Source organism: Caballeronia sp. SEWSISQ10-4 2 (assembly GCF_030464885.1).
In the GTDB taxonomy this organism is placed as follows: domain Bacteria; phylum Pseudomonadota; class Gammaproteobacteria; order Burkholderiales; family Burkholderiaceae; genus Caballeronia.
This window is the reverse complement of sequence record NZ_JALPRJ010000062.1, coordinates 1-15,542: the sequence shown is the minus strand read 5'-3', so window position 1 is coordinate 15,542 and position 15,542 is coordinate 1. Positions and strand designations below refer to the sequence as shown.

General features: G+C 63.3%; 7 protein-coding genes. 1 reads left to right on the top strand and 6 read right to left on the bottom strand.

Features of this window, described 5'->3' with window-relative positions:
* Positions 1-12 precede the first annotated feature (12 nt).
* Together M0D69_RS31815 and M0D69_RS31810 are read right to left on the bottom strand one after the other, a co-directional pair.
* Positions 13-1,044 (bottom strand): hypothetical protein, encoded by a 1,032-nt coding sequence (locus tag M0D69_RS31815; protein WP_301785818.1) that lies wholly within the window; start codon positions 1,042-1,044, stop codon positions 13-15.
* The gene (locus M0D69_RS31810; protein ID WP_301785817.1) at positions 1,031-12,619 is read right to left on the bottom strand and encodes a LamG-like jellyroll fold domain-containing protein; all 11,589 of its coding nucleotides are present in this window, start codon (positions 12,617-12,619) and stop codon (positions 1,031-1,033) included. Before M0D69_RS31810 ends, M0D69_RS31815 begins: the two co-directional genes overlap by 14 nt.
* Before the next feature lie 178 nt (positions 12,620-12,797).
* Here M0D69_RS31810 and M0D69_RS31805 point away from each other — a divergent pair, with 178 nt between their 5' ends.
* On the top strand, positions 12,798-12,995 hold the full coding sequence (locus tag M0D69_RS31805) for a hypothetical protein (RefSeq protein ID WP_301785816.1): 198 nt from the start codon (positions 12,798-12,800) through the stop codon (positions 12,993-12,995).
* Positions 12,996-13,144: 149 nt separating this feature from the next.
* Here M0D69_RS31805 and M0D69_RS31800 read toward each other — a convergent pair whose 3' ends face one another.
* From M0D69_RS31800 to M0D69_RS31785, 4 genes are all read right to left on the bottom strand, one after another.
* Entirely contained in the window at positions 13,145-13,327 is a 183-nt protein-coding gene (locus M0D69_RS31800; protein WP_301785815.1) for a hypothetical protein, read from the bottom strand.
* Positions 13,328-13,341: 14 nt separating this feature from the next.
* Complete coding sequence (locus M0D69_RS31795) at positions 13,342-13,794, bottom strand: hypothetical protein (protein ID WP_301785814.1); 453 nt, start codon at positions 13,792-13,794, stop codon at positions 13,342-13,344.
* Positions 13,795-13,915: 121 nt separating this feature from the next.
* Positions 13,916-14,782, bottom strand: coding sequence for an HNH endonuclease (locus M0D69_RS31790; RefSeq protein WP_301785813.1), 867 nt, complete (start codon positions 14,780-14,782; stop codon positions 13,916-13,918).
* A 140-nt stretch (positions 14,783-14,922) separates the two neighbouring features.
* A complete protein-coding gene (locus tag M0D69_RS31785; RefSeq protein ID WP_301785812.1) occupies positions 14,923-15,432 on the bottom strand; it encodes a hypothetical protein in 510 nt (169 codons plus the stop codon).
* Positions 15,433-15,542 lie beyond the last annotated feature (110 nt).

Sequence of the window (15,542 nt, the reverse complement as noted above, 5' to 3'; positions counted from 1 at the left end):
AACGCGATCTGACTAAGGCTTCCAAGCTAGCCATAGTTTAACGAGCCAAGCCGAAACGGTTTGCCGGTCCATCGTCCTTTTAGCCCCGTCATTGAGGTAGGTGAAAGCGCTGTCGGGATGCGTCTTGGGATCGGTTGGCGTCATCACCGATAGCTTGCCCACCTTTTGCTTCAGGGGCGCCATCGCGCCGCTAAGTATGTCAGCGATCTGCTTCGTCACCCGCGAGGTAAGCGCGCTAACCTCGTTTTTTCCAATGTCGCCGCGAGCCATGACCATCCGTTCATCGACGATCTTGACGGTCTGGCTCTTCACGGTCGCGAAGTACTTCAGGCGGCGGTATTCAGCGATGCCAGTCTTGGCATTGACGTAGTCAGTCACCTTCATGCTGATATGCAGGCTGGGGTCGGCCTTGGCGCGCGCCATCGCGATATTTTCCAAAACCAGTTGCTGGGTGTTCTGGCCTACCGTGCTGGGCATGGCGTTGAGGACTTCCTCCCGACCAAAGGCCGCGTGTCGATTGGCGTGAGACAGCTCGACGAACCAGGAGCTCATGCCGTTGGTGATGGGCGTGAGATTCGGACTTGCAACCTTGGTGGCGAACTTGCTTCGCACCGACAACATCTCAAGCGGCCAGACCTGGCGCGCGGCGTGCTCGCCAGGCCTCACCAGGATGCCCGAAGTAACCGCAGCGCCGCTGACATAAACAAGTTCCCCCTTGTTCGCCAGACGATAGTACGACTGCTTGTTGAAACCGGCCAGGCTCGGCGGCACGGTGTCGTGGGCCACCGCTCGCCCGGCGGCGCCGCCAAAGCTCCTGCCAGCTTCCTGGGTCGCGTAATAGAGGCGCCTGGTGGCTGCCGCCTTCACGGCCAGGATCTTGGCGTCTCCACGGGTCCTGACGTTTTCCTTTGCCGCGCGCGCTCTCGTCCGCGACGGGGGGGCTTTCCAGTCGTTGCGGATCGCCTGCGGAATCCTGGGCTTCAGGGCTTTCGGCAGCGTTTTGGGCTTGGGCTTGGGCTTGGACTGGAACTTAGGCTTCGCCATCGCCCGCCTCCTCGAACGTCAACAGGACGAACAGGTCGTTAGGCATGTCGCCGCGCGCCCCGAAAGTCGGGACGAGCTTGAGATCAAGAGACGTGCCCCCGACGATCGCCGCCCCCTTCGGTGGGAGCGCGCGCCCACGCAAGGCCCCTCCCCCCGACGCCACAGGCTGGAAGTCTGACGCGCCCGGCCAGCGTACCCAAAGGTCCAAGCCCGATGCGGTCGCGCCGCCATCGACCACGCCTTCGATGAAAAGGCTTCGCAGGCGATACCTCCCCTGCGGATCGCCGGACGGCCAGACGGCCGCTGCGTCCACCGTCATGGTCGCAGCGTCGTCGGACGACAGGTCTTCCAACGCCGATCGCCACTGATCGGAAAGGTTGTCCGAAGCCTTGACCAGAAGGCTGACGCGATCAGCGGGCAGCAGAGCCTCGACGGCCCGCTTGAACGCATCGCCGCCGTAGCGCGCGGTGTAGCGAACGATGAACCGCACATCCTCCACGAGCGAAAGATCGAAGCGCTGCGCGTTCTTTGGAAGCTCCAGCATCCAGGACGAAACCGCCCCACCACCGGCGAAGCCGTTCAGCGCGCCGCTGTGGAACTCGCTCTGGACTTGACCGTCGACGAGCCGCGAATGTGAAAGGCCGACGCGACGGCGCTGGAGGCTGCGACGCAGCGCCGTGCCCGGCGCGGCCCCTTCGCCGGTCATCAGGAACCGCACCGCATCTGCGTCGGGCTTGCGCACTAGACTGTGCGAAAGCCGGGTCAGCGCGCCCGTCGTTCGGTTCCTGGCCTCGCCGACCCCTGCCAGTTCCACGGAGATGCTCTCCAGACGGCGCAGATGGTGGCCCGGATGATCACGATCGAACAGCGCTTCGGACAGCTCGAAGTGGCAGACACCCTGACGCACGAGCGAGAGATAGGCCGACGGATCCAGTGATTTGAGCGAGACGGTCCTGACGTGGGTCTCCGTAGCGACCGCGTTCTGCCATTGCCGGTAGGCCAGTTCCATCCGCGCCAGATCCAAGGTCAGCATCTCGCCGGCCAACAGTCCTCGACGCGCGCCGTTCCACCCATCCGGCGAGATGAAGCGCTGGTCGATGCTGGTCGCGCTGGTCAGCAACGCCTCTGTCATCCGGGCGGTCGTCAGCGCCACCTGGTAGAGCTGCTGGTAGAGCTCGCCCAGCGTCGTGGCCATCCAGTCGTACAGATCGACATTGGTGAACTTGTTGCGACCGTAATCGCCGACCGCCAGGATCTGGCTGCGCGAGACCTGCTCCAGGTTGTATTGAAGCTGCGCGGCCTTGAGCTGGGCCTGTGTCGCGGAAATCTGCCGCTGAGCCTGGGTGATGTCAAAATCCGCCAGCTTCTTCTGATGGACCCAGTCCTGCGCACGACGCTCGTAGCTGGCCTGGGTGCTGGCGATCCCGGCTAGATCCGTGAGGATGCCGCTGCCGTCGCCCAGGGCAGCGGCGCCCGCCTGGAGGGCCGCGCCGGGCTGGGCGCCGCCATCGGCCAGGCCGAAGATGGTCGGCAAAGCCCAGAACGGGATCGAGGCGAGATTGGCCAGGGCCGAGTCGCCGCGAACCCCGATGGCTCCCCGCGTCAGGTCCAGCGCCAACTTCTCGTCGCCGCTGAGGGCGTCGCTCAGCAGGGTATCGTAGTAGTCACGACGATACTGCGCGCCTTGCAGCGATGTTTGTAGGGACGACAGAAGCGCGTTACAGTTGTTGATGTCCTGGGCGCGGATCTGCGAGGTCTTGTCCGCGATGATCGCCTGCTGCCCGACCTGCAGCGCGGCTAAGCTTTCTGCGTCCCTCATCTCCAGCGCACGCAACAGAGATGAGCCGAATTCCGTCACCGAGCCTGTCAGCAAGCGCGCCCAGTAAAGCAGGTCCGGTATGCTGGCGGCAGCGTCCACGCCGATGGTCTGAGACGTCGATCCGCCTGCCCCGGATCCGCCCAGCGCGATGATGTCGTCCAGCGACAGCGGCGGCTCGAACAACGACAGGTCGTCCGGCGCGCCTGAAAGGTCCAGGCCGTTGCGGATCTTGAACAGCCGATCCTCGACCAGATCCCAGTTGGCCAGGAACTCGGGGTTGTCCGGCACGCCGAAATAGAAGCTGAAGTGGGCTACCGACAGGTTTGGGTCAACGCCCTCGGAGAGGCGAGACGCCGGTCCCTGCTGGAGCTGCAGCAGGAACTCATTTTCCGCCTGGGATCGCAGCTGGTTGTAGGTCTCGGCCGAAGGCGGCGCGTACTGCGCCAACCTGGGCGGCGGCCCCAGCAGGTCGGCGGCGTAACGATACAACTGCTCGGCCTGGTTTATCGTCTCCCGGGTGTTGGTGGCGAACAGGCTGTCGCCCCAGGCGATCAGGTTCTGGATGTAGGCGGTGACGATCGCCCGCTGGTAGGCGCTGGGCCGCAGGTTGGCGATGGCGGCCGCGTCGAACGGATCCTGGTGGTACAGAGCCAGCGCGAGGGGGTTGATGCTCTCCAAGTCCTGAAGCGTGTTCTCGGGCATGACGCCGCCCAGCCAGACATTGCGCCAATAGCCGACCCCGTCCGTCGCGCCGGGCTTGAACACGTATTCCAGCTGTCGCTGGGCCTCCTGGAACTTGCCCTGCTTCTGCAAAGCCTTGGCGATCAGCCACGGCACGAACAGGAACAACTCGCGGTAGTAGAGACCAAAGGCGCGGGAGAGATCGCACGATATGACCTGGTCGCCCTGGTCGCTCCAGTCGATGTTTCCAACCGGACCCAGCTGACCGAGGTCGTATTCGGGCGACTGTTGCAGGGCCGGGCTCATCATCGCGTCGACACCGTCGGTCGCAAGCGCCCTTTCCAGAGCCTTCAACGCCGTGGTCGTCATCCGGTCGAAGTGAAGCCTGTCGTTGACGAAGTCCGGCGTGGCGATGACCGAGAAGGCCAGCGAGCCGTTGGAGGCCTGGCTGATCCGCGTCTGGATGTCGGCGCGCACACCATTGGCGTCATCGGACTCGATCAGGAATTCCACGTCCTTGGTCGCGAATATATAGGCACCGAGCTGGTTGCCGATCGGCGCGGCCATCGTGCCGACGGGGACGGCGTTCAACAATGGCGCGTCCGGGGTCATCGGCGGCATGTCGTCATACAGGAGGCCAAAACCGAGAGGCGCGCCGCTGTTGAGGACCTTGGTCGAGGTTGAGGTGTCCAGAGGGTTGGGGAAAAGAAGAACCGTCTGACCGTCGCTGTAGATGAGACCCTCAGCGACCGCCAACGTTGAGGTTCGGTAAAAGGTCGACACGCCGCCTTCCTGTATAGCCCAAGGGCCCGCCAAGGTCTGGGCCGAGGCCAGCCAGCATGGACCGGGAAAGCTATCGTAGCCGGTCGTGTACCATAGGCCACGCGCCATGACCGGGGCCGTCAAGCCCGGGGCTAGTATCATGCCCGGGGCCGTCAAGCCCGGGGCCATCAAGCCATTGTTGCTGGTTGATAAAAATCCCAGGGGGCCAATCATCCAGTCGCCGCCAACTTCACGGCTGATGAGGAGGCAGGTTTCCTGCTGTGCCACGCAATAGAGCGTACCATCCGGCCCAATCGAAAACGATACCAAGGTGGACAGATTGTTCGGCATCGGCGTGATGAAGGAAATTCTCCAAGGCTTCTGCGCGTCGAGGATCGCCTGATCGGCTTCAAGAATATAGAGCGCGCCCGTCGTGTCAGCGGGCCATCCTATTGGAGCGTCTCCGATAAAGCCGCAATAAAGAAGCCCTTGCCAAGCCGCCAACCCGGCAGGTCGCTTGTAATTAACGCCAAAAGGGACGTCCTTAGCGATGTTGGCGTTGACCTGAGCCCACTGACTACCAGGAAGGAACGGGTCGCCGGTTCGGGAAAGAATGACGTCGGCGTTCCCATCGACACATGAAGAGGCGTAGTACGATCCGTTGTACTTCGCCAAGCCCTGAGGTTCAGGTAATGGACCTGGAAAACCGACGCTAATGACGCCCTGGCCATCAAGACCAGCGAAATAGAATTTGTGACAGTCGTAGTAGACAATTGCGCCGTTGGCCTCGTAGTGGCTGGCGGCCATATAGGACACGCCATTCTGCGCCACGAGCCTGGGCGCCGCGTCTTTAGAAACCGCGATCTTTCGGTAGGTCGCGACCGACGGGGCACCCAGCTCGGTCATGACCGAGGTTGTCAGGTCGCCTATCACCGTCTGGTCCTTGAGCAGGACGAAGGTAAAGCGTTTGGTGCACGACGAGCGACCGCCAAAGATCACGACGATGCCGGTCTCGCCGTCCTTCATCGTCACCGCGGCGGCGTAGGGCTTGCGCCACGCTGGCGAAGCGTCCAGGCCCACTTCGGCAGGAACGCTGATCACCGGAAAAGGCGACTGGGCGGCGAGCCAGTTTCCGTCGGCGTCACGGCGCGAATATTTCAGCGTCACCTCGTGGTGCGCTATGAGGGGCGGGGTAGCCGTGGAGTTGCTAGGAACCGACCGCAACTCCGCCCAGAACACATAAAGCTTGCCATCCGCCATGACTGGGGTTGCGTAGTCGGCCTGGATAGCGGGGCTGATCTCCTCCCAGGCGCCCCACCTCACGGCCCGCTCACCAAGCGCTTCGGACGGATAGACCTCCCGGATGCGGTGGTAGAACTTGTGCGGCGCGGTGCGGGCGCGGCCAATAAAATGGTAGCAGTCCACCGCCGTCGCGGCCTGAGAGGTCGGCTCGACCGGCGGCTCGCCCGGTTCCAGGGAGACTCCCTTGACGGTGGCCGCATTTGTCCAGGCGCCGGTGGCGTCCGTCCACGGCCAAACACCGCCGGCCCCTATCGGCGCGACTCCGTCGTTGAAGGTCCAGTAGGCCGCCAAGTCGGCGAATTGCGCCTCTTGCATCCGGATTCGTCGACGCGAGTTAGCCATGATGTCCTGCTCGCTCCGCGCCACCTTCCAGATGCGCAGATCGCAGATGCCGCTGTCGGACGAGGTCGTAGCGGCCGGGCTCGAGGCCGACGCCCCGATCTGAACCGTGTTGAACGTCAGCGCGGATAGGCCGTGGGTCGTTCCGGTCGCGACGACGCCATCGACATAGAGGTGCATCTGGGACGCCGACGTGTCGAACACCATGGCGATGTGATACCAGCGGTCCGGCTGTAGGACGGTGGGATGCGACAAGGTCGCGCCTGCAGCATCATGCGTGCCAGCCCCACCCACGCCTACGTTCAGTTGAGCGGTCGGGTCGCCTGACGGAGACAGCGTCACGCTAAACGTCTGGCCAAGACCCAACAGGAACTGCGAGGGCGTAGAAATGTCGTGGGCGCCCAGCCTGATCCAGGCCTCCACCGAAACTGTATCCAGCGGCATGGCCGCCGGCGCGGTCGCACCGAGGCCGCCGTAGGCGAAGCCGGGGGTTAGCACTAGGCTGGCGCCGATCCGGCCCGAGGGCTCATACCAACTGCCGACCGTCTGCACGCTGGCCAGCATGGATAGATCGTCGAGATAACGCTTGTACAACCGCTCAACTCCCTCCTTGGACAGATCAGCCTGAGCCAGGGCGCTCTCCAAGTTCCGAAAGGCAGTGGTTTTGCCCTTGCGCAGCTCGGGTCGCAGATAAGTCTCCGGGTGCAGGAAAACCTTACGGTTGGCCTCCCAGGTGCGATAGGACTTGATCCAGTCCCACTGGGTCTCGCTCAGGTTCAGCGAGGCGACGCTGGACTCCAGGCCTAGCCGGCAACGCTGCAGATATTGCTGAAGACCGAGCGTGCCCTGCACCAGGCGTGAGGTGAAGGTTTGAACCCCCATGCCTACGTCCAGAAGCAGGTAGTCCGACAGATCGTTTTCGTCGGCGACAGGGAAGCCCAACGGACGGGTCACAGCGTCGATCTGGGCGATTGCGAACTGGGTCAGCGCCACGCGCTTGACCTCCAGGATCGCGGCCTGAGCGACCTTGGCCTCGTCGGTGTCCTGCCGCGCCAGCGCGTCGAGCAGGGCCGCCGGTCCATCCGCGCCGAAGATCATGCCGTTGCGGTAGAGATCGAGCAAGGCTCTGACGTCCAGGCCCGTGGCGTCAAGCAAGTCCATGACCGACGAGACCGCCAGCACCGAAGCCAGAGTCACCGGCGCCAGGAGCGTGAACACCTGCTTGACCGAACCCGTTGGTTCGCCCCGGCACCATTGACCGGTGTTTTCCGACCAGGTCGCGTCTTCGAACGACCAGTAACCGGCCAGATCGCCGAAGGCCGATCCTGTCTCGGCGATCCGGCTCTTCATCGCGCCGTTGATGTCTCCCGCCGACCGGGCCGTCCGCCACAAGCGCAGTTCGGCGAGGCTGTTGGCGACGCCGGCGCAGTCGAGGCCGACGTCCTGGCCGATCAGCAGCGGCTGGCTGGCGCTGAGCGTGACGGTCTTGACGGTCTGGGTGGCTCCCGTCTGCTGGAGAACGCCGTCGACGAAGAGCGTCATCACTCCGCCGTCGAACACGCCCGCCAGATGGTACCAGCGCTCGGACTGGACGATCAGGTCGCCGGCCGTGATGCTGGTCAGGACATAGGCCGGCCCCGCATCGCCCTCGGCGGCCTTCTCGTCCTGCACGGCGAAACTGAAGTGGTTGTCGCTGGGCAGAAACCCGAGCGCGACGCCGTAACGTGCGGCCGGGCCGCTCAGATCACCGACGAAGAGGTTGCCGCCGACCATAGCGTCGGCAGCGGACACCTTCACCCAACTCTCGATGGTGAAAGCCTGGAGCGTCTGGTCATCGTTCCAGGCGGGCTGGACGCTCACGACACCGTTGTCGATGGGCGTCGCGCCGCTCGGTGAGGCCGTGGCCTTCAGGCACGAGTCGATCTGGACGCTCTCCAGCACCATCGTGGTGACGGTCTCGTCCCAGCCGAACAGGCTGGGAAGGCGTGCGAGTCCGCTTGCCGGGTCACTGGACTGCCCGGTCTGGAGACATCCGAGCAGAGCGTCGAGGCTGCCGGGAAACTGGGCACGCAGCGCCGCGAAGTTGGCCAGCAGACGCAGGTCACCCCGCGTGGGAGCATAGAGCCCGCCGCCGCCTTGCAGCGACAGGAGCGAAGGATCGTTCAGGACGAGGGCCAGGAGCTTGGCGTCCAACCCGAACCTGCCACTCAGTAGCAGGTAGCGATAGAAGGTCCGCAGATAGTCGGCGGCCTGGCTCGCGTCGGCGTCGGCGGCCAGCAGGACCAGACCGTTTTCGATCGGACCCAGCGTGTCCAGCACCGTTTCGATCGGCAGGCTCTCGTCCTTGAAGAAGCGCGCGAGTTGGCGCTTCAGCACCGCGACCTGGGCGTAGGCGAAGGCGTACAGGCTGCTGGCCGAGACGCCGGAGGATTCTGGCAGGCCGCTCTGGCCCATCTTGACCATGCCGTCGATACGGCAAGGCGATTTCGGGCCTGGGTCGAACAGGCCCTTGGTCGGATCCGTCAGTTGAGGTTCTTCGTGGACGTTGCCGCTGCTGTCCGGGGGAGTTCCGGGCGCCGGATTCTGGCCGATATTGGTGTCGGAATTGGTGGCGGTCAGCGAACCCGTCCAATCTGGGTGGGCGTTGTCGGGCGTGTTCCAAAGGATGCTCGCGTCGACCGTGAGCGCGCTGTTGGCGTCGACGAACACCCCGTTGCTGAGCTTGGTGTCGCTGACGTTGCCGAAGAGCGTGCTGGCGTTCAGCGCAGATTTCGCTCCGGCCTGGGCCAGATAGATCGCGCCGCCCGACCCGCCGCCCGTCGCGTCGGTGGTGGACGTGGCCGCGTTGTTGTAGAAGATGCAGTTGCCCGCGCTGAAGTTCGCCGGGATCGCGGGCGAGCCGGCGACGTAGACAGCGCCGCCGTTCACGGCCTGATTGGTCTGCAGGACGCAGTTGAAGAGGTCGACCGGACACTCCGAATAGACCGCGCCGCCGCCCACGCCGTCGGTGCGCTTGCAGTTCTGGATGGTCAGGCCGGAGATTTCGAGCGTCCCGTCGCCGCTCTGGCGAATCTCAAGGAAGCCCCCGCCTCCGCCGTCGATGGTTGTCGCCGTCGGACCGTATTCAGATTGGATTCGCAGGCGCCCCTTGGCCAGGGTAACGCTGATGAGGTCTGTCTGGACGTAGGTTCCCGCGGCCAGGAGCACGGTGGCGACCGGTTGGCTGGCCAGCGCCGCCACGGCTGCGGTCACCGCGTCCGTGATCGTCGGATAGGCGTCGGACGGGACATGGAACGGCACTGCAGGTAGCTCCGTCAGCAGCGTCGAGGTCACCCGGCCGCGCGTGTCGATATAGCCCAGCCCCTGCAAGCGGTTGAAGATCGCCAGCGAGCCCAGTTCGTTCACCGAGGGGCTGACGAAGGAATCTGGGCGCACGAGGCTGCCGCTCAGTTCGCCGTCCAGGGCCTGCGCGATCTTGGGCAGGGCTTCGGTGATTTCAAGATCGATCCTGCTTCGGAACAGACTGGTGACCGCAGCCGGATCGACCAGGTAGAGCAGTTCGGTGGCGTCCAGGCCCGCTCCGTCGATCCAGGCGACCTGCGCCAGGAAGGCGTAGAGGTCCGCGGGTGCGCACCCGCCGGCCAGCGTGCCCAGGCCGGTCAGGGCAAGCAGGTCCATAAGGCCGCGGAAATCGATCTGCAGCCATCCGGCCAAGACCCGGTGGCGATAGAGCGCCGTGAGGGTCGGACCATTCACGACCAACTGGTCGCCGTCGGCGCAGGCCCGCGCGACGACGGCTAGTTGCAGAAGGTCGATGTTGAGGCTAGCGGCGAGTTGATAGGCTAGCGGCCCGGGCGCCTCGATATCGTCCTTGACCGACAACGGCTCGGACATGTCCCACGAGAAGGTCATTCCCGACGAGAATCGGTTGAATACCTGGTCGAAAAGCGGAGTCTGGTCCTCGAGCTGTCCGTGGCCGAACGTTTTCAACGGGCCGAAGAAGGCGCAGGTCTCGGCGACCGGCAGATCCAGCGCGCTCTGCAGGGTTCGGATCCTGGCTAGGTCGGCATAGGTGGCGATATCGCCCAGATCGGTCGGCGGCGTAGGGCGTGACTGGAAGATCGTGGCCAGGGCCCAGTCCAGCTCCGTCGGGGTCCAGTTCAGCCGTCCCGCCAGCCGGAGGAACCGGTTGATACGATCAAGATTTCCCGCGTCCGCGCCGGGCCGCGCGCCATGGCCCGTCAGAAGCTCCACGAGGGCGAAGCTCAGACCCTGCTGGGCGTATTGCGGAACCATGGTCTCGGGCAAGCCGATGGACGTCCAAACCGGTGTTCCCAGGACCTCGCTCGGCGGGTTGTTCCCGGTCCAGTCGGCAACGGTGGACCCGCCGTCGTTTACGGGCCAATAGCCGCAGAGGCCGGCCGGGCCCGCCCCCTTCGTCGTGGGCGCAGACATCAATGGTCTTTGGAAGCTGGAGGCGATCACCTCCGGCGACAAGGCGAAGCTCCATAGCGCCACCTCGCACAGGCCGCCGGTGAAGGGGTTGGCTCCGCCCGAGGCGCCAAGACTCATCTGGCCCCAAGACGGGGTCAGCGCGGCGGAGACCGAGGCCGCCAATTGGCCGTTCACGTAGACGCACAGCGTGGTGGCGTCCCAGGCGGAGGTGACGTTCAGCCATTGGGGCCCGACCATGAAGTCGGAAAGATCAACCGCCAAGGGCTGGGTCAGGCCAGGCAGGGTCAGCGTCAACTGGCCAGGGGCATACGACCATTGCGCTTCGAAATGGGGACCGGCCGTGACGACTTCGCCACCCGTCCAGCCCGGTTCCGGATACATCCAGAATGACAGCGTGAAGGCTTGCGTCGGCGCGGTCTTTAGCGCCGCCAGCAGGATGTTGCTGGCGCCGAAGCTCAGGGCCGACCGGGAGACCGGAACGTAGCTTTCGCGCAAGGCGACGGTGTTAAAGCCCGCGCCATAGCCGTTGATGAAGAAGCCCCGCCAGCCAGGCGCGTCCGGGGATCCGCCGATGTTGAGGCCTTCGGCGATCTCCCCTGGGCCCAGATCCTGGTAGACCAGTTCGCGCAGCGCGTCCTGTGTCAGCTCGGCGATCCGGCTGAACAGGGTCGAGGGAATTTCCCAGGCCGAGGCTTGGTTCGGTACGGGCGACATCGCGACCGCGACGTCGTTGAAGGATGCTAGGCCAAAGAAGGATGGCAAGTCTTTGGGCGTGGCGGAGATGGCGAGATAGTCGGCCAGCGACAGGCCCAGCTTCGACAGCGGGAAATAGGCGTTCTGGTTATGATTTCCGATCACGTCCGCGCAAATGCGGTCGATATCGTCCAGGCTCAACCCCAGTCCGGCCAGCGCGATGCGCCCGCTCTGCAGGGCCAGGTCGAAGGGCAGGCTGAACGGATAGACCGCCCACGCCATGGCCTCGAAGACGTCGACGCCGGCGCCGACGTCCGCGCCGTCGACGCCCCGCCCCGGCAGCGACCTGGGCGTCCCGGCGCCGTCCCGCGTGGGCTTCTGTTCGAAATTGGCGCGACCGTAGCGCACCTGCTGTTCGGCGGACGCGCCCGCCGCCAGGCTGATCGCGGCCTCCCCGCCGGCGACGTCGCAATAGTCGAGCGACGCGGCGACTGCGGGATTGAGTCTGGCCAAGTGCCCCGGCTGGACCGGCGCGCCAACCGGCCAAGCGATACTGTTCACGATCGACAGGGCCAGCGGCGCCGCCTGGGTCAGGTCGATGGCCGTCGCCTTGCCGTCGCCAGAATCGGCGAACGTGCAGTTTTCGAAGGTGACGGTCCCGGAGACCGTCTTTCCACCGTTGGCGGCCGGCGTGCTCAGCACCCAACCGTCCTGCGAACCGGTCCCCAGGAACGTGCAATTGCGAAGGGTGAGAGATCCTCCTGAGAACAGGAACAGCGCGTGCGCCACGGCCCCGTCGGCGAAGACGAAGGTGAAGCCTTCGATGAAGATGCTGGGATCCGATTGACCCGGGCTGACAGGTCCCACGGCGATCGATCCGCCCCCCACCGCGATCGTCGGCTTCCCATAGACGCTGCGCACGGTGACCGAGGCATTGATCGCCGCGCCGACGGGCACGGCGATCTGGCCGCCCGACAGCAAGTAAGTCACCCCGTCGAGTGCCGTCGTCGGCCAGGCGGCGCCGCAAACCTCCACGTCGGGATGCCCCGTCGGCAGGCTCGGCGGGAGGAAGCCGACCGATGCGTTGGGACCGCTCCAATGCGTAGCGAGCCGGCCTGCGAGCGTCGTTTCCAACACTTCCGTCGTCAGGACGGCGGTGGAGATTTCCTCGGTGGCGTTCTCGGGCGTCAGCGGCAGATTCCACAGATCCGGCCGACGGTTGGCGAGCGACAAGGGGTCGTCCGCGAAGCGGTTGGTCACCGCGCCGGCGATGACCGACATCAGATCGGCGAAATAGGCGCCGGACCCCAGGATTGAGGCGTCATGCGGGATGTCCGCGTAGATCGGCTCCTGGAAAAGCCCTTCGTAGTTGATGGCGTCGGTCGAGGCCGCGCCATCGGCGGGAAGCGGCGAGCGCGGCAACACGCCCCGCGCGCGCAGCGCCGATGCGAAGGGCGAAGCCGCTTCTCGCAGCCGCATCCATTGGTGAAGCGCACGGCCAGCCGGTACTTTTTTTTTATTCATATTCGTTCCTCTTTTGGTCTCTTTGCTATGTGCCGGCCGTACCGGCTATTTCGTTGTGTTAAGCGGCATCAGACAGGGATGCCTCGATCAGGCCGAAAACCCTCTGGAGGTCATGGCTTGTAGAGCCTTCTGACTTCCGAAAGTCACTGACGATCGGCGGTCGCACTTCGAATCGTCGGTGCCACTCCGATGGCGCAGCAACAATCACCTTTCCTGGGGCACCCTCAAACTGATCGGCGGTTATATCAACAACAAGCTCTCCACGCGCCAGCCATGCATGTGTACGTCGTTCGTTGCTTCGTTCAAACCAAATCTCGCCGCTAACGCATTGAAACTCTTCAATGCCACGGTCTGCGAAGCACGCACCGAGCAGTAGGGCCGCTTCGTAACAAGCGCCTTCAGGGAAGTCCCGCATCGCACACGGTAGCTCTGAGCGAGGTAACGACTCGATTGTCTGGCGCACACGACACGCGACATCTCGAATATGTTGGTTGGAGCACATCCTGATCACCGTCTTTTCCTTGGTTACGCACCGGTATGCCTCTTTGCTACCCACGTCGCAGATGCAATCACCAGTCCGACTACCAGCAACATCACATAGACGCGGATTGGCCAGCGTTTGCCGCGAGGCATGCTTTCGAACGGTCCGCCGAGAAGCGCCACCGCTACAACGTATAGAAGCAGGACCAACCGCCACACGAACTGCATCGCTTTTCCGATGGTTAATGGATCTCGTGTTGACGAGCGTCGACTTCGAACGGAGCAGCGTTATAACCTACGGTAGCGATCTGGTGGAGATACGCGGGCAAAAACACCGCAATTGAGCCAGCAACCTCATACTGGTGAACATGTCGGTATTCGTGCGTCAACAGTCGTCGCGAATCGTGCCCCTGAACTACAAAAATAGCGTGGCCGAGCGTCAGCCCGACCATGCCTGGCCCCAGTAGCCCCGTATCCAGTGCGATGGCCCGTAGCACTGGGTCGTCCGGCAGCGGCAGGCAAGGAACGATCGCGACGCGAATGGACTCGGGCGTTGCAACGCCAACCGCCTTGGCATCGTTGATGCCATATTCGGTCAAGGGTGCGCCAGTAGTCAGGACCAGCCGAGACTGAGCCTCCGCCCAGGCGATGGCGATAGGCAGAATTGTTGGAAGAGCAGCCGCAAGATCGATCATGTTCTTTTCCTTGAGCCTATCCGCAGAAGCTTTGCCTACATTTCTGCCACGCAACCGGCCCGTGTGAGCGTCATGGATTCCCGTTTGGTATGACAACGCTTGAGACTCGTCCGCGCCGTTATTAATCAAATGGAAAGCCGTGGTGCTCCCGGTGGCGTGCAAGGTAACTCCGCATCCCGGGGGTTAGCTTGCCCGGATGCCGGATGCGCGGGTCGTTGCTCTTGAGCGCAAAGAGTTCTGCCATGCCCTGGGGCATAGGGTTGCGCAGCATCGACCCGTCATTGGCGAAGGAAATGTAGCCCCGGTCGAACAGGAAATCCAGCGGTGGCGTGAGCAGCAGCCCGTTGTCGATGTCGGTCTTTTGCGTAGGGTTGGCGACCTTCCACGGGAGGATATGCGAAGCGACGAGGTGTCCGCCGCACTTGTGATCAGTTACGGCACAACGTCCACCCCAATGCGCCCAGACCCGGTCGCGGAATATCTCGTGATGGAGCCGCACCCACCGGTGACGGAGGTCCATTTCTCCCGGCGGTGGCGCCGACATGCTCTTCGCCCCATGATTTCCCTTCGAGGTGGGCTGCTTTTTGGCTGCCACATTGTATGCGATGACGCGCGAGCCACCGCCACCCCCGTTGCCGTAAAACTCGGCGTCCGAAACGAGGCGCCGATCATGGATGCCAATGAACTGGAAACGGTCAACGCCGATCCGGTACAACGGCCTGCCGTGATCATCGAATTCGCCAGACGGGTTGACGTCCTCAATCCGGCCTGCCCACAAGTCGCGCTTCGATTCGTGCTGGACTCCGAGGGCGATGACGAGGAGGCGGTGTTCTGTGCCAACAAGCTGCCAATGCTCGGTGTAGTTTCGCTCCTTGGTGCTCAGGTTGTGCTCGTCCGGCCTCATCTTTTGAATAATCGCCGTGGAGTACGAGCGGTACATGCCCGCGAAGATGTCCTGCGCGGATTTGAGTACTCTCTGTGATTTCAACTTCACCCTCCAGACGATGTTTAGCCTGCCGTATTCTGACCTTATGCGCGGTCCGCCGCTGTTGCTTGGACCCCTCTTTCCAACGACTGACTGCAATTAGCTCGGGCCCATCTCCTTTCCCTGTTTTCCTATATGTGGGGTTAAGCGATTGTCAGCAATTCTTCGACACGCGCTCGCGAAAACAGCCAGTGCGCCGGCACCTCCTCGGTGGTGCCAGCGCCATGCGCGCTTGCCGCCCACGTATGTTTCTCGTGCAAGATCGTATCCCCACGACCTTTCGCGGCAGATCGCAGTCGTTCACTGACTTCCGTTGGAGTCGCGAGATAGACGCGCGGCATACTTTCCACAGCAACCCCTTTGTACTGGATGAGGCACAAGATCGTCCGTGCGGTATGTCGAGCGCACCAGGCGTCCGCCGCCGCATGGTAGTCAGCCAAGCCTTTGGTCAAGTAGTTCTGCGATAGACCCCAACCTCCGTCCTGACTGCCTTTGACAGAGACTTTCAACATCCGCTCGCCGTTCGCGACGATCAGATCGTATTCCGGTTGGTTTGCACCGTACTGCACGGACACGTCGTAACCAATGCGAGCGAACAGGGCTGCTGCGGCAGCCTCTGCAGCGACGCCAATACTTCGAGACGAAACTTTCATTTTGATAGATCCGATCCTCAAGTCATGATTTTTATTGAAACCTTGTTTTCCGTTCTAAACATGGCGACATAAATATTGCAGCATTATATGATTGCGTGGTTACTCTTTTG